The organism is Helicobacter sp. 23-1044, assembly GCF_053654695.1.
This window is the reverse complement of sequence record NZ_JBSIUQ010000002.1, coordinates 26,496-50,057: the sequence shown is the minus strand read 5'-3', so window position 1 is coordinate 50,057 and position 23,562 is coordinate 26,496. Positions and strand designations below refer to the sequence as shown.

Here is a 23,562-nt window from a genome sequence, read left to right as displayed (position 1 = left end):
TTCAAAAAGGCGTTTTATTGTTTAAGTCCTAAAAGCGTATTTAAGATTTGGTCAGAAGTCGTTACGGCTTTGGAGTTTGCTTGAAAGCCCCGTTGAACGACTATTAGTTGCGTTAATGCGCGGGATAAATCCACATTGCTCATTTCTAGCTTTGAGCCGCTCACGCCTCCCCTGCGCCCTGTGTTTGGTGCGCCGATGATGGGGTCGCCTGAGTTGCCACTTTGGCTAAAAATATTGCCACCTTCGGCTTGGAGTCCTGCGTTGTTTGCGAAGTTTGCGAGTGCGACTTGCGCGAGTGCGAGTGCCTTGCCGTTGGTAAATGAGCCTAAAAGCGTCCCATTTGCGTCAAAGCGGATATCCACCAAATCCCCCGCAATGTAGCCATTTTGCGAGATTGTATAAGTCTCGGAGATTCTATCTACGCTCGTTAGTCCGCCAAAAGTGCCGTTATCGCCAAATGCGAGTTCTAATCGCTGTGGCGAAGTCGAGCCGTTTTTAGGGTCAAATTGAAGCACGGGCGGATTCATCCCCGCTAGTGAGCCATCAGAGTTAAACACCGCGCGTCCGCCCTCCAAAATATTTGGGCGAGTGGGGCTACCGCCGATAAATTGCGCAGGTTCAGGCAAAATCGCGCGGAAGCTCCACTCATTACCCGAAATCTTATAAAACTCAAAGCGCACCGTGTGCTTTGAGCCCAAACTATCCACCACATCGACACTTGTAGCGTGAGTCGCCACGCCAAAGACGCCCGAACTCGCCACATTGCCACCCTCCACAAGCGAAGTAGTCGCGATGCCCCGCATCACATCTTTCAAAATCACATTATTTGTGATATTGTCATTATAAAAACTACTAACCGCGATATTTAGATTATTCTTAATATCATCGCCATCATCGGCATTTTCAATCTCAAACATACCATAGCGATTCACACTCACAAACACACTCGCAGTCGAATCACCATAAGTAACCTGCGGATTTTTCACGATATTTGCATCTTGCTGCATTAAAGCGCGTAAATCCTCAGTCGTCCTAAACTGCCCTGCGGTTGAATCGGCGTCCTGTGCGTTTGTATATTGATAAGAAAACGCCGTAATCACGCTATCGCCCTCTTTGAAATTCACCAATGCGCCCGTGCCACCGCTTGTGATGATGATATTTTTCGTCTTTTCATCGCCATCGCGCTCATTTTTATTCTCCAAGCGAAGTGCGCCATTATCGATATAAGCCTCCACGCCGGTTTTATCGCTCGTGGCATTTATGGCATTTTGCGCAGCGATTAGCGATGAAATGCCTGTGACAGCTGAATCATTTGTAAAAGAGATTTCTTGCCCATTTATGCCAATAGTGCTTGTCTCATTTGTATTTTGCACATTTTGGCGCATTTGCGCGGTTTGGTAGCTAATCCAAAGTCCCTGATTTTCTTTTAGCGCGAGTGCATCGCCATCCGCGTTAAAAAGCGCACCCATATCATAGGCGATTTGACGCAGTTTGTTTGCTGAATCATAGATTGGTATTTCAGGGTCGATTTCAGTGGCGATAGATGAGTCAAGCGCGGAGAGCGGAACCATCTGGTCTGCCTTGCGCCCTGCGTTTAGATTCGCCCGAAGTGAAATTGATGAAGTAGATTTGGCAGGCATAACCATCGCAGGGTCGATTTGAATGCTACGAATGGGTCCTGTGTGATCGACTTTGAAAAATTCATCCTCCGTCATATACTCGACATTTTCTAGCTCCCCGCGAATCCACCCTTGCACGATATAACCGCCCGTATTTACCAAATTGCCATTGGCGTCAAAGAGAAATTCGCCGTTGCGCGTGTAATTATGCGTAATCCCCCTATCGGGGCTAACGATGAAAAATCCATCGCCTTCAATCGCCAAATCCGTTTTAATATCCGTATTTTGCGTGTTGCCCTGTGAGAAAACTTTGGTAGTCGCCTCCACGCCCACGCCTAGCCCGATTGAGAAGTCATTTTGCCCTCCAAGCCCGTTTTTGTAGGGCGAAGAGGCGATTCGCTTGATTTGGCTAAGCATATCCACAAAACTTGCGCGTGAGTATTTGAATCCCACGGTATTGACATTTGCAATGTTGTTACTTTCCACATCTAACGCTATTTGGTGCGCTTGCATTCCGCTGACACCAGACCACAAAGACCTTAACATATCTATCCTTTTATTTAGAAATTATTGCGATTTGTAAGCAAATAATATTCCTAAAAATTGCAATTTAGATTCTGCGATTCGCAGAATCTTGCTTGAAAATTTGTATAAATCTTGTGCGAAAATCGCAGAATCTTGGAATCTTGCTTTAAAATCCACAAAATCTGCCCTGCCCTTTTTTTAAAAATCTTTAAGAAAACTTTTAGTGAAATCATCGTAGAATCGCGCAATTATTTTGGGATTTGGGGGCGTAGCTTGACATTTTCATCAGCATTTTTCAACGCAGCATTTTTTCAGTTTGACATTTTCGAATTCAACTTTTTTCACCTCATCGTTCTTATCAGCATTTTCATCGCATTTTTACACAAATATCGGCATTAGATTCTACGAAACGCCCATAGATTCTGCGATTCAAAGCGAATCTAAAAAAGATTCTGCGATTCAAGGCGAATTTCAAATATCCGCGATTCAAAGCATATTTAAAAACACAAAATCCCCCCCCCCGTTACAACTAAATTCACATTTATTTTCTCCCCGCCACGCGCAAACTTCATTTAAAGGCGTTGCGATGCGATAAGCGCAATGTTATAAATGATAGTTTGAAGCGTTTGATTTGCGCGCTTATGCGAATCTAATATCATTTTAGGGGGCATTTTATGGACTTTTTGACATCTTTAAGCGATAGGACGCAATTTACCATTCAGCTAATCATCGTTTTGATTTGCTTGTTTTATGGGGCGAAAAAGGGCGGGATTGCGCTTGGATTGCTAGGCGGGATTGGCATTTTTGTGCTGACATTTCTTTTTAATGTCGCGCCGGGCAAACCTAGCATTGATGTGATTTTCACAATCCTTTGCGTGGTGGTGGCGAGTGCGACTTTGCTATCAAGCGGCGGACTAGATGTGATGCTACAAATCGCGGAGCGGATTTTACGGCGCAATCCAAAGTTTCTAACGATACTTGCGCCGTTTGTGACTTGGTTTTTGACGATTTTGTGCGGGACGGGGCACGTGGTTTATACGATGATGCCTATCATCTATGATATCGCGATAAAAAATAATATCCGCCCCGAGCGTCCTATGGCAGGGGCTTCTATCGCTTCGCAAATGGGGATTATCTGCTCACCTGTGAGCGTGGCGGTGGTAAGCCTTACAGCGATGCTTTTAGCCTCTGGCGTAAAGCAAATACAGGGATTTGATGGATATATCGACTTGCTAAAAATCACAATCCCAAGCGGTGCGTTTGGCGTGCTGTGCGTGGGGATTTACTCGTGGTTTCGGGGCAAGGATTTGGATAAAGATGAAGCGTTTCAAGAGCGTATCAAAGACCCCAAATTCAAAGAATATGTCTATGGCGAGAGCAAAACCTTGCTAGGGCAAAAACTCCCTACGATAGAGTGGGTGGCGATGTGGATATTTCTTGGGGCGATTGCGATTGTGGCGGTGCTAGGGATTTTCAGCGATTTGCGTCCATCATTTGGTGGCAAACCGATGAATATGGTTGCTGTGATTCAAATGTTTATGCTAATTGCGGGCTCTGCGCTAGTGATTTTCACAAAGGTAAAAGTCAGCGACATCGGCAATAACGCGATTTTCAAATCCGGTATGATTGCGATGGTGGCGGTGTTTGGGATTTCGTGGATGGCGGACTCAATGTTTGCCGTGCATACGCCAATGCTTAAAAATGCGCTTGGTGGCGTGGTGCAAGAGCATCCTTGGACTTATGCGGTGATGTTGCTTCTCATTTCAAAGTTCGTAAATTCACAAGCGGCGGCACTAGCGGCGTTCGTGCCACTCGCACTTGGCATTGGCGTGGAGCCGGGCATAATCGTGGCATTTTCAGCGGCGTGCTATGGATACTACATTTTGCCTACTTATCCTAGCGACCTTGCGACAATTCAGTTTGACCGCTCGGGGACTACGCACATTGGGAAATTTGTGATAAATCATAGCTTTATTATCCCGGGGCTAATTGGCGTATTTACATCTTGCGTGGCAGGGTGGCTACTCGCGCTAGTGGCTGGATTTTTATAGGATTTTAAGAATCTAGCGCAAAATCCGTCATTGCGAGAAGTCGCACTTATGGCGACTTCGTGGCAATCCACGACATTAAAATAGATTGCCACGCTCGCAATGACGGAGTAGGTGGAGATTCTGCGATTTTCGTGCGAGATTCTGCGAAATTTGTAGAATCTCACTCCATCAGCGAATAAGTCATATAAAATCGCAGTTTTACCTTCGTGGTGGGGCGCGGATACTCCCTAAAAGCAATCTTAATATTTGTCAGCATATCATTATCCAAAATGATTGAGTTTGCGCTAGAAATCACGCGCAGCTCGGAAATATCGCCATTTGGATGCAGGTAAAACTCGATGACATTTTTCCCCTGCAAGTTCAGCGCAAGTGCGCCCTGCGGATACCCGCGCCGATTGATATGATATTGCGTGATGCGCCCTATATTGCGCAAATTATTGATGATGAAATCAATCTCCGCCATCCCATAATCGCCCAATTCATCGCCATAAAGTTCAAAAATCTCCGCTTTGATATCGCTTGGAATTGCCTTGCTTGCGATATAGCGTATCATTTCTTGGCGTTTTTGGTGTGGCAAGTTTGGATTTATATTTGCGCCATTGTAAAGTTGCAAGGATGACAAATTTAGCGCATTTAGCGCAGAATCTGCGGGATTTTGCGCGGGATTTTGGGGAGATTCTGCGGTTTTTGAAATTGCTTGATTTTGCGGTGGTGCGGGGGGATTTGGCGCAGAATGTGGCAGATTTTTAGGGATGGATGAGTTTGTTTTATGTGGAGAATTTTTCAGTGCAGAATCGCCACCCCGCTTAAATCCTAACTGCACTTTTTTGGGCGTTTGCGGGGTGAAAAAGTGCAGATTTTTATTCGCAAAATACAGCGCAAAAATGGCGATGATATGCGCTAAAAGCGAGAAAAGCAGTGCTTTTAAAATCGCATTTTGCCTAAAAAGTGCTAGATTTTCTTGCATTGCGATGTCCTAGATTTTGCGAGATTTGCGCGAGATTGGGCGAAAATGGGGTAGATTGCGCGAATTTTGTATAAGATTCTGCGAATCGCAGAATCTAGATTCTGCGTTTTTTCCGTCATTGCGAGATTTGCCAAAGGCAAATCGTGGCAATCCAAAATTTTGTCATTCTGAGCGGAGTGCGAAGCACGAAGCGAAGAATCGCTATTATTTTGAGATTTTTCGCTACGCTCAAAATGACAATTTTTATTAGATTCTGCGTTTTTTGCACGATTCGCAGAATCTTGGATTGCTTCGGCAATTTGTGCCTCACAATGACGAAGTGAAATAGATTCTGCGTTAAACACAGAATCTAAAAAAAATTCGTGCGAAGCACCCTTAATCTCGCCCGCTTCGTGGTGCAAAAAATCGGATTCAAACGAGCAGTAGTGCGAGTGCCGATTTTTTGCTAGAAGCGGATTAAGCGAGGCACTCCCCCTAAAAGCGAAAAAGCGGAGCTTTTTGGGAACACAATTTAAATGAAGTCGGGGGGAGCGGGAGCGGGGTGCAGCCCTTTTTGCGAAAAAAACAAACGAAGCTAATCTAAAAAACGGCGATTTTATCGCAGAATCGCAGAATCTAAAAATAGATTGCCACGATTTTGCTTCGCAAAATCTCGCAATGACGAAAAAAATGCAGAAAATCGCAGAATCTGCCACAAAATCGCAGAATCTAAATTTGGATGGTTGCTTCGCTTCGCTCACAAATCCTATGGATTGCCACGATTCTGCTTCGCAGAATCTCGCAATGACGGAAAACAAGCTAGATTCTGCGGTTTTCATAAAATTATGCCTTTTGTAATTGCTCGTAGTTTTTAATCAAATGTGCGATTTTGTGCTCGCGCAAGAGTTTCGCAGAATCTCGCTCTTTGGGGATTTTATCGATGATAAAGGCATTTGTCGCCCCGACAAATAAAATGTAGTTCGCATCCGCAGAATCTAATATCAAAATCTTATTTTTCGCGTCAAGTGCGATGTTTTGCGCCACTGAAATGGGCGACTTGCGGAAAATCGAAATGGGGGCAGTGTCGCTTTTTACGCGCTTTTTGATGATAAATAGCGCGATGATTAGCGCACACAAAATCGCAATCACCGCAAAATACCGCCACAAATCCACGCCCTTTGGGGATAAAAGATTATTTTGCTCTTTGATTGCGCTAATGCTATCCTCCAAAGACTGCGGATTTGCGGTGAGATTCTGCGAACCCAAATTTGACGAATTTGGCGAACCAAAATTTTGCGAATTTTGCGCGAGATTCTGCGAACCCAAATTCTGCGAATTTTGCGCGAGATTCTGCGAATTTGGCGCATTTAGCGCAGAATCTGCCAAAATATTCCCCGCAATGCTTTCTTTTTTCGTAGCGATGATTTTTATCGCACCTTGCTTGTTTTTCATCTTTTGCACCGCCAAATCAAAGTGCAGTTCAAAATCACTCACACCAAAAACAAGCACAACCCCGCCGCCCTGCGAGAAAATCTCGATATTTTTTATTAGCGCAGATTTGCTAACTAATTTATTTTTATTAAACGCTAAATTATGAAATTTCAGCGCCGTAAAGTCCTGCCTTGCGGTTTTTGTGATATTTCCATCAAACGCAGAATCCACCAAAAATAAAATCTCCACGCCATTTTTTATGCTTTTAATCTGCACATTTTCCAAACTACTCGCACACAAAAACTGCGCAAACACCGCGCACATCGCAAATACGCGCCAAAAACTATATTTTCTCTTTTGTGAGATAATAAATGATTGCATTGCTATCCAAAATCTCATTTATGCGGATTGCTAGACTTTTTTCATACACCATAACCTCGCCCTTGCCGACAATGCGGTCATTTACAAAGACTTCGACACTCTCCCCTGCGGGTTTTTGCAAGTCAATCACCGTCCCTTTTTCAAACTTCAAAATTTCTTCTAGCGAGATTTTCGTATTGCCAAGTTCAGAGCGGAAATTCACCTCCATATCAAGCAGTCCAGCGTAACTCTCCATCATTTCTTGCAGGTAGTTTGCAAGTTCGATTTCCTTTTTATTATGCACCAAGCGCTCATCTAAAATCTCATTTTCTGCCATTTTTATGTCCTTTTATTTGGTAAATCACAATTTTCATCTTTTCGTATTTATAAGCGAAAATGTCGCACCCTGCGGGGATTTCTGCGTTTTCCAAAAACTGCGGAATGCCAAGTTTCAAAATCTGCCCTTGCTCTTCAAAAAGCACCTTTGCCTTGCCGACAATTAGATTTGCAATCTCTTTTGCGATATCGCTCAAAGTGCTTTTATCAGGCGCAGAATCCGCAGAATCAAGTGCAGAATCGGGCGCAGAATCTACCGCAGAATCTAAAAAAGATTCTGCGAAATATTCCAAAAGTGCTTTGTTTGGCGCGATTATAAACTCCATCTCTCCAAGCGATATTTTGGAGGCAAAATCCGCGAAATCACTAGATTTTAGTGCAGATTCTGCGATTTTCGCAGAATCTCTCGCGCCATTTTTCGTAGAATCCGCAGAATCTAAATCTCTCGCAGAATCCGCAGAATCCACCGCAGAATCCGCAGATTCTGCGCGTAGTTCAATATCCAAGCATTCTTTTATCGCGCAAAGAATTGCTTTTTGCAAAACTTCCATCACCGCCCCTTTTTGCAAAATTCCACCGCAAAGCATTCATCGCATTTTGGGTTGATTGCCTTGCAGATATATCGCCCAAATAAAATGAATGCTTGATGAAGTGCGGCGCGATTGTGCGCGAAAATGGCGTTTAAGTCGCGCTCCGTTGCTTCGGGCGTCTTTGCGCTGCTTAATCCCAAGCGGTGCGAAATGCGAAATATATGCGTATCCACCGCCATTAAGTTCGCTTCGCAAAATTCTAGCAAAATCACATTTGCCGTTTTCTGCCCGATACCTGCGAGTGATTTCAAATCCTCCGCATTTAGCGGGATTTCGCCACCAAATCGCTCCATTACGCCCTTTGCCATTGCGATGATATTTTTTGCTTTGTTGTTAAAAAACGACACTGATTTGATTAGATTTTTCACAGAATCTAAATTTGCATTTGCCAAAGATTTGACATTTGGATATTTTGCAAAAAGTGCGGGAGTTACGATATTTACGCGCTTATCGGTGCATTGCGCAGATAAAATCACACAGATTGTGAGTTCGTAGAGATTTTTATAGATTAACTCCGTTTTTGCCCCTTTGTAGCGTTCTAAAAATAACTTTTCGAGTTTTCGTGCGTTTTTCATTTAATACTTCACAAATCCATTATTTTCAATGCCATAAAGTTGCGTTTTATACGCTACCTGCGAGTTTTCTACGCTTTCTTTGAAAAATCGCTCTATGCCATCTTTCATTTTGCTTAAAAATAAATCCACGCCAAGCGCAGTGGAGTAATTCACCCAATCATACTTCAAATCGCCCGATAACAGCGCGCTATACTCTAATAATCTCTCATCGCTTGTGCCAATTGAGTTTGCAATAAGCAGATTTTTGGTATTTATGCCTCGTAGAAGCGATAGAAGCGCGGGATTATAATTTATTTGCGTGGAGAAAATATATGGCGGAGTTTCCTTTAAAAGTCCTATTTGACTTAAAAGCAGTCCTGAAATCACCACGCGCGTGTTTAAAAACACGCTACTTTCCTTCAAAAGATTTTTTTGTCGCTCCAATCTCGCGCTAAAATTCGTAGCGTCCTTATTTGTGACAACCTCGCTATAACGCTTATAATCCTCACTTTTCGCCTCGACAATCCCCCCAATCATCGCCCCAAGCGCAGAATCATCATTGTAACTAATAATATTTTTCCCCGAGCTTTTATCTAAAAGCATCGCAATTTGCGCATCATAATCAATCCCGCCAAAGGTGATTTGCTCCATAGCGTTGTCAAAATTCTGCGGAGATTTCAGCGTGGGGATGTAAATTGGGATTTTCACTCGCCTTAAAAGCGGGAGATTTTCCTCTTTTGAAAGAATGGCAATGGCAAAGTTGAAATGCTCATTTTGCATCGCATTTAGCGCGTTTTCGATAGATTCTGCGTTTTCATCCACGCTATCAAAAACCTTAAATTTAAAGTCAATATCGCGGAACGCCAAATACGACAAAATCGTATCAATAGTCGTTGTGGAATACTTGCCAATCGTCTTTTTAGGGATTAAAAGGGCGATATTTAGCTTATCTTGCAGTGTATCAAAGCGGATTTTGTAATAAATGCCAAGCTGTTTTGTGAAATCTAGCATAATATTTTGCAGCTCTTCATCCTCAATCTCGCGGGAAAATCGCGCAATAAATGAAAAAATCTTCTTTTCCTCTGCCAAATCTTTTAGGCAGGATTTGGAGCAGGGCTCGGGATTTAGATTTATAATCTCAATTTTTGCCACAGGAATATTTGAAAAAACATTGCCCTGTGCGTAAAGTGCGCCAAAAAATACCATAAAAACTACTAAAAATCTCATTTTTTTCCTTTATCTAAAAAATCTTTTGCGACTTTGAAGTCCGCCATCGCTTCCTTTTTTAGTCGCTCATTTCGCAATAAATCGCCAATGTGAAATGTTACTATAAAATCCCTAATATTGCTTAATATTCTACCTCGCAAGTTTTCCAAACGCTCATCATTTCCTAACACAAAATGCGCCACTTCCTCGCCAAAAATCACGCAAAGTGCAGAATCTTGCGCCTTTAACTGCGTTTTGAGATAATCTCCGCAGATTTTTATGTGATTTGCATTTGGCGAAATGTGCGTGGCGCACTTTATTAGCGATAAAATATTATAAGATTCTGCGCCAAATACGCGCTTTGCGATATTCTCAATCATCTCAAAACTCGCGCTATGTGGCAAAATCGGTTTTAGCGAAATAAAACAAATTTCGGCATTATTTGCTTCGCCTGCGATTTTAGATTCTGCGCTTTTTGAGAGTTCGCAAAGGGCGCAGTTTGCGATGATTTGCGAGAGTGGCAATTTGCTTTTTTCGCTAACGATTTTTTTAGGCGGGGGGGAGTAATCATAATATTCCTCACCGCACATTTTTCGTAAATAAAGTTCCTTTAACAACTTCGCTTTTTGCGCTAACTCACTCATAAAAACCTCGCTATTTGCAATAAAAATAAACTTTTGCAACGCCATCAAATAAATCGCCATCATCCAAATTTAGCACAACTGCGGTGGATTTTGATTGCAAAGATTCTGCGTTTTTGAAAAAAATGTAGCAGTTTGCGTGGGGATTTTTCGCGGTTGCTTCAAGTGCGACATTTTGCCTAATGCGCGAGAAATATCGATATTGCAACTCCCTTACACGAAGCAAATTTGGGCGAGTTACTTTGGGCGATTTATGTGAATAAAAATTAAGATTCTGCGATAAAAAGAGCTGTGAATGGCGCGTTTTAAGCATTTCATCGCCTATATTTTGCGTGAAATCCTTTAAAATCCGCACATCGCCGTTTTTGATACTAAACTCATCATTTGCTAAATTATAAACTTTGCTATACTCAAAATTTATCGCAAACAGCGGGACAAAAAGCAAAATCACGCAGAATCTCATCACATTTTCTCCAAAATTTTGCTATGATTTTAAAAAAATTTTACTTAAAAGATAGGCGATGCAAACTCAATCAAAAATCATCATTTTAGGCAAACCAAATGTCGGCAAATCATCGCTTTTTAATCGTCTATTAAGGGACAAAATCGCCATTACAAGCGACTTTGCGGGGACTACGAGAGATATAAATATCTGCCCTTTGGAGTTGGAAAATAATGGACGCATTTTTTATATGAATCTCTGCGATACTGCGGGGCTAATGAAAAAAGCAAATGGCATTTTTAAAAATGTCAAAAAGATGATATTTGATTTTATCGATGAAGGTGATTTGATTTTGTATGTGATTAGCGCGGGGAGTGGCATAGATGAGGAAGATTTGCAAGTATTTCGTTCGCTAAAAAATGCGGTGCTAATTGTCAATAAAATAGATATTGAAAAAATCGAGCGGTGGGAATATAGCGCATTTGGCGCAAAGAAAATATTTTTTGTGTCGAGTTTGCATAATCGGGGATTGAAGCAATTAAAGGATTTTTTAGGATTCGCGCTAGGGGCAGATTCAAAGGATTCGTCATTGCGAGGGAGCGAAGCGAGCGTGGCAATCCAAGATTCTGCGAACGCAGAATCTAATGAAACAACTGCGAAAATCGCAGAATCTAATGAAAAAAATAGCGAAAATCTCGCAGATTCTGCGTTAGATTTGTCATTGCGAGCGAGCGAAGCGACCGAAGCGTCTGTGCGAAGCACCGACCCACACTTGCAAATCCAAGATTCTGCGAACGCAGAATCTAAAAAAGATTCGTCATTGCGAGGCGCACGAAGCGAAGCGAGTGCAACGAAGCAATCCAAAAAAAATAAAATGGATTGCCACGATTTGACTTCGTCAAATCTCGCAATGACGGAAATAAAAACGCTAGATTCTGCTATTTTCTCGCAAAAAGGGCTGCACCCCCGCTCCGCTCCCCCCGACTATTTAATTGTGTCCCCAAAAAGCAGCCGCTTTTTCGCTTTTAGGGGGAGAGCCTCGCTTAATCCGCTTCTAGCAAAAAATCGGCGGACGCACTACTGCGTCCTTGCTCCCGATTTTTTGCACCACGAAGCGGGCGAGATTAAGGGTGCTAACGCACAATTTTTGGATTGCCACGAAAATTCTTGCGAATTTTCTCGCAATGACGGAAAAAACGCAGAATCTAACATAGATTGCCACGATTTTGCTACGCAAAATCTCGCAATGACGGAAAACAGCGCAGAATCTCACACAGCGCACGATTCGCAAACAAACAATCGAAGTAATGGCGGTGTTGCTTTGCGTTGTTTTGATGCAGAACGAGCGAAAATAGGACTTGGGCGTCCATTGAGCGAAGTTTCATATCAAAACAACGCAAATGAATACCCCAGAACAAATTGCACGAAAAACGAATCTGCCACCATAAAAATCGGCATTATCGGACGCGTAAATGTCGGCAAATCCTCCATCCTAAACGCCCTTTTAAACAAAAATCGCTCATTAGTTAGCGAAATAGAAGGCACGACAATCGACCCTGTGAGCGATGAAATCGCACATAAAGGCAAAATCTTGCGATTCGTAGATACCGCTGGGATTCGCCGTGCATCCAAAATCGATGGCATTGAAAAATTCGCACTTTTGCGCACCAAGCGCATTTTGGAGCAAAGCGATATTGTGCTTTTGGTGTTAGATTCATCAAGCGATTTTGTCGAGTTGGACGAAAAAATCAGCGGTTTAAGTCAAAAATATCATTTAGGCATTATCATTTTGCTAAACAAATGGGACATAAAATGCGCGGAATTTAGGGCGTTGCAAACGACTATCAAGCGCAAATTTGCCTATCTATCTTACGCGCCGATTCTTACCATAAGTGCGCTAAAAATGCGCCACATTGATGAGATTAAAGAGACGATTTTGCGCGTGTGGGAGAATTTTAACCGCCGAATCCCAACCGCCGAGCTAAATGCGCACATAAAAATCGCCACGCAAAAGCACCCCATTCCAAGCGACAAAGGCAAGATTATTAAGATTTATTACGCCACGCAGGTAGATTGCGCCCCGCCTACGATTATGCTTGTGGCAAATCGCCCAAACGCCCTGCATTTCAGCTACAAGCGGTATTTGGTGAATTATTTTCGCGCGAATTTTGATTTTAGCGGAGTGCCGATTGTGATTATCGCCAAAGGGAAAAATGAAAATGCAGAATCTTGATTATAAAATCTATGTTTTGAGCTTTTTGCGCTTTTTTGATAATTGTATTTATTTATCTGCTATTTTCTCGCAAAAAGGGCTGCACCCCCCTACCCCGCTCCCCCCTACGCGCCAAAAAGCAGCCGCTTTTTCGCTTTTAGGGGGGAGTGCCTCGCATTCTCCGCTTCTAGCAAAAAATCGGCACTCGCACTACTGCTCGTTTAAAACCGATTTTTTGCACCACGAAGCGGGCGAGATTAAGGGTGCTTCGCACGGATTAGATTTTATTTTGGATTGCCACGATTCTGCTTCGCAGAATCTCGCAATGACGGAAAATATCGCAGATTCTGCGAATCGTAGAATCTCGCACGAAAACGCAAAATTTAACACAAAAATTACCCACCCCCTAACCCCCTCCGCAAGTGAGGGGGAATTTTTGGATTCAAACTCCGCAAGGGAGGGGGAACAAATCGCAGAATCTGCGCCATTTTCGCAGAATCTTGCAAACAAAGCATATAAAGGACTTTTAAAATGATTTTATTTATCGCAGGGACGGGCAGTGGCGTCGGGAAAACAACAATCGCAATGCGATTAAACGCACTTTTGATGCAGAGAGGATTTCACATTATTTCATCCAAACCCATCGAAGTCGGCGCAGAATCTGCCTCAAACACTATCGCAAAAACCATCGCAGAATCCGCCTCAAAATCCATCGCAGAATCTCCCGCAGAATCCACCTCAAAATCCATCGCAGAATCCGCCTCAAAAAATATCGCAGATTCTGCGCTTCACGCGCAAAATCAAAGTTTTCCGCTTAATGTCGATGAAATTTGCTTTTATCGTTTCAACGCCCTTGCCTCGCCATTTGTCGCGGATAAGGAAAATGCAATCGATTTAGTCGCACTAAAAGAGAAAATATTTGATTTGAAAAGGCAATGCGATATTTTAGTCGTGGAGGGTGTGGGCGGACTTTTAGTGCCGATAAAAAGGGATTATTTTGTGATTGACTTAATCAAAGATTTAGGCGCGCTGTGCGTGCTAGTTTCCACAGATAAATTAGGGTGCATAAATGAGATTTTGCTACATAACGAGGCACTAAACTCGCGTAGAATCCGCTTCATAAACGCCATAAATCTCTTTGATAAATTGAAGTTTTTCAAAGTCAGTTATCCATTTTTGAAGCACCTAAAAAATATATTTGTGTTTCAAACGCAAGAGAGCGATTTATGCGAGTTTATCGCACAAAGAGTAAAAAAAACGGAGGGAGAATATGAATACATATTATAAGAAAAAACGCTACGGCGCGTATATTTTGACGACAATTTTGGTGATGATTTTGCCATTTATCACGCTTGGGGGCAATCACATTTTTTTGCTTTCATTTGATAAGATGCAACTGCATATTTTAGGCATTTCCTTTGATATGCAGGAACTTTATGTAATGCCATTTTTGCTAATTATGCTGTTTGTGGGCATTTTTTTGCTTACCACGATGCTTGGACGCGCGTGGTGCGGGTGGGCGTGTCCGCATACGATTTTTCGCGTGATTTATAGGGATTTGATTGAGACGAAGTTGTTTAAGTTGCTAAAAAGCACGCAAAACAAACAGCAAAAGGCGGATTTAAGCACTTTTAGCGCGAAGGCAAAAAAGGCGGGGGCGATTTTTATTTGGTTTATTTTGTCTTTTATTGCGGCGTCAAACTTTTTGTGGTATTTTGTCCCGCCTAGCGACTTTTTTGCGTATTTGGCGGATTATCAAAATCATTTGGTTTTGGTGGGATTTTTATTTTGCATTACGATATTTTTGACAATCGAAATCATCTTTGTGGCGGAGAATTTCTGCATTTATATGTGCCCGTATTGCCGTGTGCAAAGCGTTCTTTATGATAATGATACAAAAACGATTATTTATGATTCCGCGCGGGGCGGGAGCGTGTATAAAGATGGCGCATTGCTTAAAAAAGCAGAGATTAGCGGAGAATGCGTGGCGTGCGATAAATGTGTGCGCGTCTGCCCCACTCACATTGACATTCGCAAAGGTTTGCAATTAGAGTGTATAAACTGCTTGGAGTGCGCCGATGCGTGCAGTAGCATAATGGATAAGTTTAAGAAAAAATCGCTAATCTCTTGGAATAGCACGAATTCTTTGGCGCAGAATCTAAAAGTGCGCTATTTTCGCGGGAAAACACTAGGATACATTGCCGTGCTTTGTGTGGCGATAATCATCGCAATAACGCTTGGCGCAGGGAAATCCACAATGCTTTTAAATATCAATCGCACCGCGCAATCTTATAAGATTTTAGAAAATGGCGCGGTGGAAAATCACTACACAATGCTTTTTCAAAACACCTCAAACCACGCGCACACTTATTATTTCAAAGTGCTTGGCGATGAAAATATCAAAATAAAGCAACCACTTGAACCTTTCAAAATTGACGCACACCAAAGCACCAAACGGCGCGTGTTTTTGATGACGGAGAAAAATCTATCAAAAAGCGATAAAAAAGACACGATAATTCCTATCAAAATTATGGCATACAGCGTGGATGATGAGAATATTAGCGTTGTGAAAGAGAGCATTTTTGTTTATCCAAAATCGCGCTAAACGCATCGCGCAAAAATTAAATGCGAAAAATATCGCACCGCTAATTCGCAGAATCTCCGCGTTGCGCGAGAAAATCGCAGAATCCACTTTGAAGTCCCCCTCCCTTGCGGAGGTTAAATCAACTTCTTCCCCCTCCCTTGCGGAGGGGGATAAAGGGGGTGGGTATAATTCTAAAATAATCGCAGAGTCTCAAATTGATTCGTCATTGCGAGGCGCACGAAGCGAAGCAAGTGCAACGAAGCAATCTATAAAATCTAACGCGAAAAATACCCACCCCCTAACCCCCTCCGCAAGGGAGGGGGAATTTTTGGATTGCCACGATTCTGCTTCGCAGAATCTCACAATAACAGAAAACAGCGCATTAGATTCTGCGAATCAAACAAAAAACGCAGAATCTAGTTTAAATTGTCATACTGAGCGAAGCGAAATATCTCAAAATAGAGATTTTTCGCCTACGGCTCAAAATGACAATTTTAATTTAGATTATTTAGATTGCCACGATTCTGCTACGCAGAATCTCGCAATGACGGAGAGCAATGCAGATTCTGCGAATCCACAAAACCAAAATTTAGATTCTGCGAATTACACCAAATTCGCAGAATCTCGCGTTCAAATCGATGACATCATTCGCGTAGATTCTGCGAATTTACGAAATTGCGAGGCAGATTCTGCGGAATTATTAGCGTTATTAAAGGACTTAAAACCTTGGCGCAAGGGACCATTTGAAGTGTGTGGCGTGGAAATCCAAAGCGAGTGGAACAGCGCGATAAAGTTTAATATCATCAAAAATCATCTAAATATCACAGGCAAGGCAGTCGCGGATATCGGGTGCAATAATGGATATTACGCATTTCGCCTGTTGCCCCTGCACCCCGCGAAAATCGTGGGTTTTGAACCGAGTGCCTTTTGCAAAATGCAGTTTGATTTGATAAATGCGTTTATAAAAAGCGAAATTTGCTTTGAGATGCTTGGGGTGGAGGATTTGGCGGAGTATGATTGCAAATTTGATTGCATTCTCTGCCTTGGGGTGCTTTATCATCGCACAAATCCGATTGATTGCCTTCGCATTTTGAAAAATGCCCTAAATAAAGGTGGCGAAATCTTTGTCGATACGCTGATAATCGAAGGGAGTGGCGAACTTGTGCTATCTCCATTAAGTTATGCTAAAATGAAAAATGTGTATTTCATCCCAAGCATTGGCGCGTTTCAAAATTGGATGCGCCGTGCGGGATTTAGGGAGATTGAGTTGCTTGAAGTGCGAAAGACTACGAGTATCGAGCAAAGGAAAACGGCGTGGAGCGGTGGGGAGAGTTTGGAGGACTTTTTGGATAAAGATGACAAAAATAAAACGATTGAAGGGTATAATGCGCCCATTCGTGCGTATTTCAAGGCAAAAATTTAAGGGGGCAAAATGAGCGAGAGCGAGATTTTAGATGAGATTAGCACGCTAAAAGTGTGCAAAAAGTTAGCGACGCATTTGTGTGGCGAGATTGTCGAGATGACGCCAAATAGCGCGGTTGTGAAGTTTTCTCCGAGCAAAGATATGATTTGCGATGAAAATATGCTAATCCACAATGGATTTTTATTTAACGCAGCGTCATTTTGCGCGATGGCAGCGGTAAATGAGGCAAATAGCGTGATAATTTATAGTAGCACGAAGTTTCTCTCGCCATTTGAGTTTGGCAACGAAATCACATTCAAAGCAAAGTCCGCCCAAAGCGATTTGAAAAAGCGGGAAGTCGCGGTGGAGGGATTTTTGTATAATCTCAAAATCTTTGAGGCGGAGTTCCACATCGCGGTGTTTGAAAAGGGACTTTTTAAGATTGATTTTAGCAAGGTGAAGTAGATTCTGCGATTCGCACTAAAAACGCAGAATCTAGCGCAGAATCTTTAAGATTTTCACCCAAATCGTAGTTTTTCGTACTCTACGGGCACTAAATAATCCTCCGTGCGAATCAAATCTTTATAAATCCCCGCTTCAAAGCCAAGCGCGAAAAGTTTATCTAACGCCACCATTTGCACTTCGCTCATTGCGATTGATTCGCCATTTGCATACATATTTAGATATGTGTTTAGCTCAGATTCGCTCACGCGCACTTTGTCCCGCAACATTGCCGATAAAACGCGCTTATTATTCACCGCCACACGCACGGCGTCCCCTAGTAATCTTTGACACTCAATCGCGCGCAGCAGTGGGATAGAGCGCAAAATCGCCATTCCGCCAAGTGGTAGTGGCAGAGATTCACGCACCAAATCCACCCATATATCCCACAAATGCGCCTCTACTTCAAGCGTTTCGCTAAAATTTAAAATCGATTCGTGGATTAGCACTCCCGCATCGACTTCGCCACAAATCACCGCATTTTCAATGTCTAAAAAATTTTTATAGATGATTTTTGCCTCTTTGTAGCGCATTTTGAAAATCATCGCATTTGTCGTGTATGCGCCACTTAATGCGACTTTGAAATTGCGCTTCAACTTCGCGCCCTTGCGTTTGACAATCTTTGGTCCATAGCCATTGCCAAAGCTCATCGCGGTATTTAACAACGCGTAATTGTCCTTTATAAAGGGATATGCGCCAAAAGAAATCGCGCTTATGGGATATTTGCACTCTAATGCGCCCTTATTTAGGCTCTCAATATCAAGGGCGACATTGCTAAATTTAATATTTTTGCTCCCCACCCACCCGTAAAATAGCGCGTAATACATAAAAATATCATCAGCATCGGGCGAATGCGCCACCATAATTTTGCTCATAAAATCTCCAAAAAAACTATAAAAAATTATTAAATTTTAACCAAAATTTGCATAGAATCCCAAAATATTTTTTAAAAAACGGAGTGAAAATATGGACAAAGAAGTAAAAATTGACAAAGAAAAGCAAAAAGCCATCGAACTTGCCCTAAAACAAGTCGATAAAGCCTTTGGCAAGGGAGCTTTGATAAGATTAGGCGACAAACAAACAGAAAAAATCGACAGCATTTCAACAGGCTCTTTGGGGCTTGACTTGGCACTTGGCATCGGCGGAATCCCGCGCGGACGCATCGTAGAAATCTATGGTCCTGAATCAAGCGGAAAGACAACCCTAAGCCTCCAAATCACCGCAGAGTGCCAAAGGCAAGGCGGAATCTGCGCTTTTATAGACGCAGAACACGCGCTTGATGTGTATTATGCTAAAAAAATGGGCGTAGATGTGGAAAATCTCTATGTATCACAGCCCGATTACGGCGAACAAGCATTAGAGATTTTAGAGACTTTAACGCGCAGTGGCGGGATTGACTTAATCGTAGTGGATTCGGTTGCCGCGCTCACACCAAAAGCAGAGATTGATGGCAATATGGGCGATGCGCATGTAGGACTTCAAGCGAGGCTTATGAGCCAAGCACTGCGCAAAATCACAGGCACTTTACACAAGATGAACACCACGGTGATTTTTATCAATCAGATTCGTATGAAAATAGGCACGATAGGCTATGGAAGCCCAGAAACCACGACAGGCGGGAACGCTTTGAAGTTTTATTCAAGTGTGCGAATCGATGTGCGCCGAATCGCTAGTCTTAAACAAAACGAACAAGCCATCGGCAACCGCGTCCGCGCAAAAGTCGTAAAAAACAAAGTCGCACCGCCATTTAGAGAAGCGGAGTTTGATATAATGTTTGGCGAGGGAATCTCACGGCTTGGGGAAATAATCGACTATGGCGTGAAATTAGACATTATCGATAAATCTGGCGCGTGGTTTAGCTATCAAGACAAAAAACTTGCGCAAGGCAAGGAAAATTCAAAGATTTTCTTAAAAGAAAATCCAAAAATCGCCGATGAAATCGAAGCAAAAATCAAAGAACAAATTGGCGCAAATGATGAAATCATCGAATTTGTCGATGAAAATGCGGACGATTCGAGCGATGAGAAGTAGAGATTCGTGGGCAGATTCGAGCGATTTTGGCGCGAATCAAAGCAGATTCACGCAAATCTAAAAATTCAAAACAAAGGACACAAAATGACTTACATTGATGATATTTTCGCAGATGAGGTGTTAGACAGCAGGGGCAATCCCACGATTCGCGTGAGCGTTACGCTAAGCGATGATACTTCGTGCAGTGCGATTGTGCCTAGTGGCGCATCTACGGGCAAAAGAGAGGCTTTGGAGTTGCGAGACGGCGACAAGGCGAGATTTAAGGGCAAGGGCGTATTAAAGGCTTGTGAAAATGTCAATACCAAAATCGCAGAGGCACTTATCGGCACTTCGCCCTTTAATCAAGGCGACATTGACAAGCTAATGCGCGAAATTGATGGCACGGAAAATTACAGCAAATTGGGCGCAAATGCGATTTTAGGCACTTCTATGGCGGTGGCAAAGGTAGCGGCAGCCACGCTCCAAATCCCGCTATATCGCTACATTGGCGGGATTAACGCAAATATTCTCCCCGCGCCTATGCTAAATATCATAAATGGCGGTAGCCACGCGGATAATAATGTGGATTTTCAAGAATATATGATTATGCCACTTGGCTTTGAATCGTTTAGAGACGCGCTCCGTGCGAGTAGCGAAGTGTATGGTGAGCTAAAAAATATCCTAAAATCAAACGGACATATCACAAGTATCGGCGATGAGGGGGGATTTGCGCCAAATCTTAAAAACAACGAAGAGCCCATCGAGCTAATCTTAAAAGCAATCAAAGGCGCGGGATACAAGGACGGAGAGCATTTTGCAATCGCGCTAGATATTGCAAGTAGCGAGTTTGTCGATGATAAATTCAACTATCGCTTAGGTGCGGAAAATCGAACCCTTACAAGTGCCGAGCTAGTAGCATACTACGAAAATCTCTGCGCGAAATATCCTATCGTATCTATCGAAGATGGATTAAGCGAGGATGATTGGGAGGGTTGGAGGATTTTGAGCGACAAACTTGGGGGCAAGATTCAGCTTGTGGGCGATGATTTGTTTGTAACAAATGAAAAAATCTTGCGTGATGGAATCACCAAAAATATCGCAAACGCCGTGCTTGTAAAGCCAAACCAAATCGGCACAATTAGCCAAACGATGAGCACCGTCCGCCTTGCCAAACGCAACAAATATAATTGCATTATGAGCCATAGAAGCGGAGAGAGCGAGGATAGCTTTATCGCGGATTTCGCTGTCGCGCTAAACACAGGCGAGATAAAGACTGGAAGCACCGCTAGAAGTGAGCGAATCGCAAAGTATAACAGGTTGCTAGAAATTGAAAATGAGTTAGATTGCCCAGAATATTTGGGATGGGAAGTGTTTGGCAAATCTTTGAAATAAAATCTATGCGAGAGATTCTGCGAATGTGGTAATTTTATGGCAGATTCTGCGATTTTGATAATTTTATGGCAGATTCTGCGAAAGTTTGTAAAATCGCAGAATCTTAATAGAATTTAGCGAAAATTTCGCAGAATCTAATATAAAAACGCAGAATCTTGCAGAAAAATCAAATAATTGCGTGGCAAAAATCGCAGAATCTAATATCGTTTCGCAGAATCTTAATCCTACCTAAACTATCAACCCCACAAAATCATCGCCCAAAAATGGCGCATTTGCGTCCTTTTGCGATAGATTCTGCGGGGGCAGTTTCCAATCGATGGCGATTTTTGGGTCTAGCGGATTTATCACGCTATCTGCTTGCTTTTCAAAAAATTCACTGCATAAATACAAAACCTCAACATCATCGCTCATCGCCTGAAATCCGTGCGCAAACCCATCTGGGATATATAAATATTTCGCATTTTCCGCACTTAAAATCACGCCAAAATATTGCAAAAATGTCGGCGAATTTTGCCGTAAATCAAGGACAACATCATAAATCGCCCCCTTCAAACAGCGGACGATTTTTGTCTCGCAAAATGGCGGAGTTTGGAAATGCAGACCGCGAATTATGCCTTTTTGCGTGGTTTGCGAGTGATTTATCTGCAAAATATTTTTATTAAATCCAATCTCCCTAAAATCATTCGCGCAAAAATATCGCTCGAAATATCCCCTTTCATCTTTTATCGGTTTTGGCGTGATTACAAAGCAGTCTTTTAGCGGTGTTGGCGTAAATTCAAAGCGACTCATTTTACGCCACCTTCGCAGAATCTAGCACAGATTCTGCATTAAAAATGTCAATCGCGGAATCTCTCGTAAAACTCGCCAGATTCTGCGCTAAAAATGCAAAATTTAAATAATTAAAACCTTTGGGGTGGCGATTATGAATTTGCATTTTGCCCCCCCCCTTCGCAGAATCTACGCTAGATTCTGCGAAAAGCGCATTTACCTCGCTAATAATTTCATCCTTAATATTCCACGCGCCAATCCAAATAAAATCAGGGCGCATTTTTTTCAGCGCGGATTTATCCAAAACTTTTATATGCGAGCCGGGCAGCAAAAGATTTTGCTTGTGCGGATTAGAATCCACCACAAAAGAAATCAAATCATCTTTTATCCCGCAAAAATTTAGCAAAGTATTACCCTTTGCTGTCGCGCCAAATCCTGCTATGCGTTTGTTTTGAGACTTTATTTTAAGCAAAAGTGATAAAAAATCAAACTTTATTTTATTGGCATTTTTTTGCAGATTTTGATACCCAAGCGCAGAATCTAAATGCGCTTTTTTCTCATCCAAAAGGACTTTTTTGATATTTTTGCTTTGCGCTATATTTTGCTTTGAGGCATAAATGCGCAAACTCCCGCCGTGCGTGTTTATCTCATCCACATCATAAATATAAAGTCCCTCCCTCGCGAACAAATCCATAATCGAATGCAAACTATAATAATAAAAATGCTCGTGATAAATGGTGTCAAATTGATTGTATTTGATAAGATTTAGAATATGCGGAAATTCAAAATTTGCCACGCCACCATCTTTTAGCGCGATTTTAACCCCTCGCACAAAATCGCGAATTTGCGGAATGTGAGCGATGACATTATTCCCAATAATCAAATCCGCCTTTGGCAAATCCTCCGCTAACTTCGCGCTAAAAAAATCACAAATAATTTTTATGCCCTTTTTTCGTGCCGCATTTGCCGTCCCCAAAGTTGGTTCAACGCCGATATTTGGAATATTTAGCGCATTAAAAAATTGCAATAAATATCCATCATTTGCCGCAATCTCAATGACTTGCGAGTGAGCCCCCAAATGCAATTTTTCTGCAATCATCTCTGCGTAATTTTTCGCGTGCGCCACCCATAATTTCGAATACGAACTAAAATAAACATAGTTTTTTGAAAAAATCTCTTTTGCATTTTTATACTCTGGAACCTGCACCAAAAGGCACTTTTCGCACAAAAATACATTTAAGCGATAAAACATCTCTTGCGTTTCGCGCGGGTTTAAAAATGAATTTGATGGCGGGGAAAATCCCAAGTCCAAAATCTCTAATGCTAACTTTTCGCCACAATTTTTGCACTTCATTTTGCACCCCCTATTTGCGCGCTAAACTCATTTGCTAGCGCAGAATCTAGCGGGAGATAAAACTTATCCATCAATTTATGGATTATTTTTTCATCTAAATTTTCAAAATCTATTTTTTGCAAAATCTCAATTATTTCATTTGAAAATCGCTTTTTAACGCACTTTGCAGGATTGCCAATAATAATGCTATATGGTTCAAAACTCCCACGCACCACACTTCTCGCCCCAACAATGCAACCCTTTGGCACTTTCGCCCCAGAGCAAATCAGCGCATCTATTCCAATCCAAACATCATCGCCGATGACAATCTCGCCTTTTGTGGTGTTTTGCTCGTCTTTATCGCTAAAATATGCGTAAAATGGGTAGGTTGAAAAATTATTCATATAATGCCCCCCCCCGATAGGAATTTCACCCCACTTGCAATCGAGCAAAAACTCCCAATCCGCACTTTTGCTTTATCATTGCCGTAATCAAGCACATTTATCGCGCCATAAGTCGCATTTCCAATTGCGACATTTTTGAGATTGAAAATAGAAGCGGGAAAAGTGAAATTATGCGTATTTTGCGAACGGAACTCTTTTTTGAACCTCTCAAAAGCGAGTTTATTTGTGAGTTTATTTATAAGCGACTTTATCATC

Annotated in this window: 26 protein-coding genes and 2 pseudogenes; 11 read left to right on the top strand and 17 right to left on the bottom strand. The window is 42.3% G+C overall.

Features of this window, described 5'->3' with window-relative positions:
* Positions 1 to 14: 14 nt before the first annotated feature.
* Together flgE and ACWIUD_RS02720 are read right to left on the bottom strand one after the other, a co-directional pair.
* Positions 15 to 2,165, bottom strand: coding sequence for a flagellar hook protein FlgE (gene flgE / locus ACWIUD_RS02725; protein ID WP_454146472.1), 2,151 nt, complete (start codon positions 2,163 to 2,165; stop codon positions 15 to 17).
* 21 nt (positions 2,166 to 2,186) lie between these two features.
* Entirely contained in the window at positions 2,187 to 2,321 is a 135-nt protein-coding gene (locus tag ACWIUD_RS02720) for a hypothetical protein (protein ID WP_454146470.1), read from the bottom strand.
* A gap of 139 nt (positions 2,322 to 2,460) precedes the next feature.
* Here ACWIUD_RS02720 and ACWIUD_RS02715 point away from each other — a divergent pair, with 139 nt between their 5' ends.
* On the top strand, positions 2,461 to 2,739 hold the full coding sequence (locus ACWIUD_RS02715; RefSeq protein ID WP_454146468.1) for a hypothetical protein: 279 nt from the start codon (positions 2,461 to 2,463) through the stop codon (positions 2,737 to 2,739).
* Positions 2,740 to 2,818: 79 nt separating this feature from the next.
* Positions 2,819 to 4,195, top strand: coding sequence for an anaerobic C4-dicarboxylate transporter (locus ACWIUD_RS02710; RefSeq protein WP_454146466.1), 1,377 nt, complete (start codon positions 2,819 to 2,821; stop codon positions 4,193 to 4,195).
* On the opposite strand, the gene ACWIUD_RS02705 is transcribed toward ACWIUD_RS02710, so the two are convergent.
* From ACWIUD_RS02705 to ACWIUD_RS02660, 10 genes are read right to left on the bottom strand one after another with little or no spacing between them, the layout of a single operon-like run.
* The gene (locus ACWIUD_RS02705; protein ID WP_454146464.1) at positions 4,108 to 4,359 is read right to left on the bottom strand and encodes a hypothetical protein; all 252 of its coding nucleotides are present in this window, start codon (positions 4,357 to 4,359) and stop codon (positions 4,108 to 4,110) included. The two genes, ACWIUD_RS02710 and ACWIUD_RS02705, sit on opposite strands and share 88 nt — an antisense overlap.
* Positions 4,356 to 5,162, bottom strand: a complete 807-nt coding sequence (locus tag ACWIUD_RS02700) for a TonB family protein (protein ID WP_454146462.1) — start codon at positions 5,160 to 5,162, stop codon at positions 4,356 to 4,358. The genes ACWIUD_RS02705 and ACWIUD_RS02700 overlap by 4 nt, the downstream gene beginning before the upstream one ends.
* Positions 5,147 to 5,980 carry a hypothetical protein gene (locus ACWIUD_RS02695; protein WP_454146460.1) on the bottom strand — a complete coding sequence of 278 codons (834 nt, stop codon included), beginning with the start codon at positions 5,978 to 5,980 and terminating at the stop codon, positions 5,147 to 5,149. The genes ACWIUD_RS02700 and ACWIUD_RS02695 overlap by 16 nt, the downstream gene beginning before the upstream one ends.
* Positions 5,981 to 5,984: 4 nt before the next feature.
* Positions 5,985 to 6,953, bottom strand: a complete 969-nt coding sequence (locus ACWIUD_RS02690; RefSeq protein WP_454146458.1) for a hypothetical protein — start codon at positions 6,951 to 6,953, stop codon at positions 5,985 to 5,987.
* Positions 6,916 to 7,269 (bottom strand): flagellar motor switch protein FliN, encoded by a 354-nt coding sequence (gene fliN, locus ACWIUD_RS02685; protein WP_454135181.1) that lies wholly within the window; start codon positions 7,267 to 7,269, stop codon positions 6,916 to 6,918. Before fliN ends, ACWIUD_RS02690 begins: the two co-directional genes overlap by 38 nt.
* Positions 7,256 to 7,819: a hypothetical protein gene (locus ACWIUD_RS02680; protein ID WP_454146456.1), complete on the bottom strand. Its 564-nt coding sequence runs from the start codon at positions 7,817 to 7,819 to the stop codon at positions 7,256 to 7,258. Before ACWIUD_RS02680 ends, fliN begins: the two co-directional genes overlap by 14 nt.
* The gene (gene nth, locus ACWIUD_RS02675; protein ID WP_454146454.1) at positions 7,819 to 8,433 is read right to left on the bottom strand and encodes an endonuclease III; all 615 of its coding nucleotides are present in this window, start codon (positions 8,431 to 8,433) and stop codon (positions 7,819 to 7,821) included. Before nth ends, ACWIUD_RS02680 begins: the two co-directional genes overlap by 1 nt.
* On the bottom strand, positions 8,434 to 9,639 hold the full coding sequence (locus tag ACWIUD_RS02670) for a hypothetical protein (RefSeq protein ID WP_454146452.1): 1,206 nt from the start codon (positions 9,637 to 9,639) through the stop codon (positions 8,434 to 8,436).
* Entirely contained in the window at positions 9,636 to 10,307 is a 672-nt protein-coding gene (locus tag ACWIUD_RS02665) for a uracil-DNA glycosylase family protein (protein ID WP_454146837.1), read from the bottom strand. The genes ACWIUD_RS02670 and ACWIUD_RS02665 overlap by 4 nt, the downstream gene beginning before the upstream one ends.
* Positions 10,273 to 10,725 carry a hypothetical protein gene (locus tag ACWIUD_RS02660; protein WP_454146450.1) on the bottom strand — a complete coding sequence of 151 codons (453 nt, stop codon included), beginning with the start codon at positions 10,723 to 10,725 and terminating at the stop codon, positions 10,273 to 10,275. The genes ACWIUD_RS02665 and ACWIUD_RS02660 overlap by 35 nt, the downstream gene beginning before the upstream one ends.
* Positions 10,726 to 10,780: 55 nt before the next feature.
* Here ACWIUD_RS02660 and ACWIUD_RS02655 point away from each other — a divergent pair.
* The 7 genes and pseudogenes from ACWIUD_RS02655 to ACWIUD_RS02625 form a co-directional block, all read left to right on the top strand.
* A pseudogene (locus ACWIUD_RS02655) lies at positions 10,781 to 11,146 on the top strand (GTPase); the annotation flags it as partial.
* A gap of 987 nt (positions 11,147 to 12,133) precedes the next feature.
* Positions 12,134 to 12,934 (top strand): annotated as a pseudogene (locus ACWIUD_RS02650) (GTP-binding protein); the annotation flags it as partial.
* Positions 12,915 to 13,448 carry a hypothetical protein gene (locus tag ACWIUD_RS02645; protein WP_454146448.1) on the top strand — a complete coding sequence of 178 codons (534 nt, stop codon included), beginning with the start codon at positions 12,915 to 12,917 and terminating at the stop codon, positions 13,446 to 13,448. The pseudogene ACWIUD_RS02650 and the gene ACWIUD_RS02645, both read left to right, overlap by 20 nt.
* Positions 13,445 to 14,200 carry a dethiobiotin synthase gene (bioD, locus tag ACWIUD_RS02640; protein WP_454146446.1) on the top strand — a complete coding sequence of 252 codons (756 nt, stop codon included), beginning with the start codon at positions 13,445 to 13,447 and terminating at the stop codon, positions 14,198 to 14,200. Before ACWIUD_RS02645 ends, bioD begins: the two co-directional genes overlap by 4 nt.
* Positions 14,184 to 15,518: a cytochrome c oxidase accessory protein CcoG gene (gene ccoG, locus ACWIUD_RS02635; protein ID WP_454146444.1), complete on the top strand. Its 1,335-nt coding sequence runs from the start codon at positions 14,184 to 14,186 to the stop codon at positions 15,516 to 15,518. The genes bioD and ccoG overlap by 17 nt, the downstream gene beginning before the upstream one ends.
* On the top strand, positions 15,496 to 16,920 hold the full coding sequence (cmoB, locus tag ACWIUD_RS02630; protein WP_454146442.1) for a tRNA 5-methoxyuridine(34)/uridine 5-oxyacetic acid(34) synthase CmoB: 1,425 nt from the start codon (positions 15,496 to 15,498) through the stop codon (positions 16,918 to 16,920). The genes ccoG and cmoB overlap by 23 nt, the downstream gene beginning before the upstream one ends.
* A gap of 9 nt (positions 16,921 to 16,929) precedes the next feature.
* Positions 16,930 to 17,364 carry a PaaI family thioesterase gene (locus ACWIUD_RS02625; RefSeq protein WP_454135195.1) on the top strand — a complete coding sequence of 145 codons (435 nt, stop codon included), beginning with the start codon at positions 16,930 to 16,932 and terminating at the stop codon, positions 17,362 to 17,364.
* Between the two features lie 53 nt (positions 17,365 to 17,417).
* Here the strand turns inward: ACWIUD_RS02625 and ACWIUD_RS02620 are convergent, their stop codons facing one another.
* Positions 17,418 to 18,275 carry a menaquinone biosynthesis family protein gene (locus ACWIUD_RS02620; protein ID WP_454146440.1) on the bottom strand — a complete coding sequence of 286 codons (858 nt, stop codon included), beginning with the start codon at positions 18,273 to 18,275 and terminating at the stop codon, positions 17,418 to 17,420.
* A gap of 91 nt (positions 18,276 to 18,366) precedes the next feature.
* Between ACWIUD_RS02620 and recA the strand changes: the two genes are divergently transcribed.
* Both recA and eno read left to right on the top strand, forming a co-directional pair.
* Positions 18,367 to 19,431 (top strand): recombinase RecA, encoded by a 1,065-nt coding sequence (gene recA, locus ACWIUD_RS02615; protein WP_454146438.1) that lies wholly within the window; start codon positions 18,367 to 18,369, stop codon positions 19,429 to 19,431.
* Between the two features lie 84 nt (positions 19,432 to 19,515).
* Positions 19,516 to 20,802 (top strand): phosphopyruvate hydratase, encoded by a 1,287-nt coding sequence (gene eno, locus ACWIUD_RS02610; RefSeq protein WP_454146436.1) that lies wholly within the window; start codon positions 19,516 to 19,518, stop codon positions 20,800 to 20,802.
* Between the two features lie 228 nt (positions 20,803 to 21,030).
* Here the strand turns inward: eno and rfbC are convergent, their stop codons facing one another.
* The 4 genes from rfbC to ACWIUD_RS02590 are packed head-to-tail and all read right to left on the bottom strand — an operon-like array spanning position 21,031 to position 23,561.
* Entirely contained in the window at positions 21,031 to 21,591 is a 561-nt protein-coding gene (gene rfbC / locus ACWIUD_RS02605; protein WP_454146434.1) for a dTDP-4-dehydrorhamnose 3,5-epimerase, read from the bottom strand.
* Position 21,592: 1 nt separating this feature from the next.
* The gene (locus ACWIUD_RS02600) at positions 21,593 to 22,924 is read right to left on the bottom strand and encodes a methyltransferase domain-containing protein (protein ID WP_454146432.1); all 1,332 of its coding nucleotides are present in this window, start codon (positions 22,922 to 22,924) and stop codon (positions 21,593 to 21,595) included.
* Entirely contained in the window at positions 22,921 to 23,307 is a 387-nt protein-coding gene (locus ACWIUD_RS02595; RefSeq protein ID WP_454146430.1) for a hypothetical protein, read from the bottom strand. Before ACWIUD_RS02595 ends, ACWIUD_RS02600 begins: the two co-directional genes overlap by 4 nt.
* Complete coding sequence (locus ACWIUD_RS02590) at positions 23,304 to 23,561, bottom strand: hypothetical protein (protein ID WP_454135208.1); 258 nt, start codon at positions 23,559 to 23,561, stop codon at positions 23,304 to 23,306. The genes ACWIUD_RS02595 and ACWIUD_RS02590 overlap by 4 nt, the downstream gene beginning before the upstream one ends.
* Position 23,562: the final 1 nt, after the last annotated feature.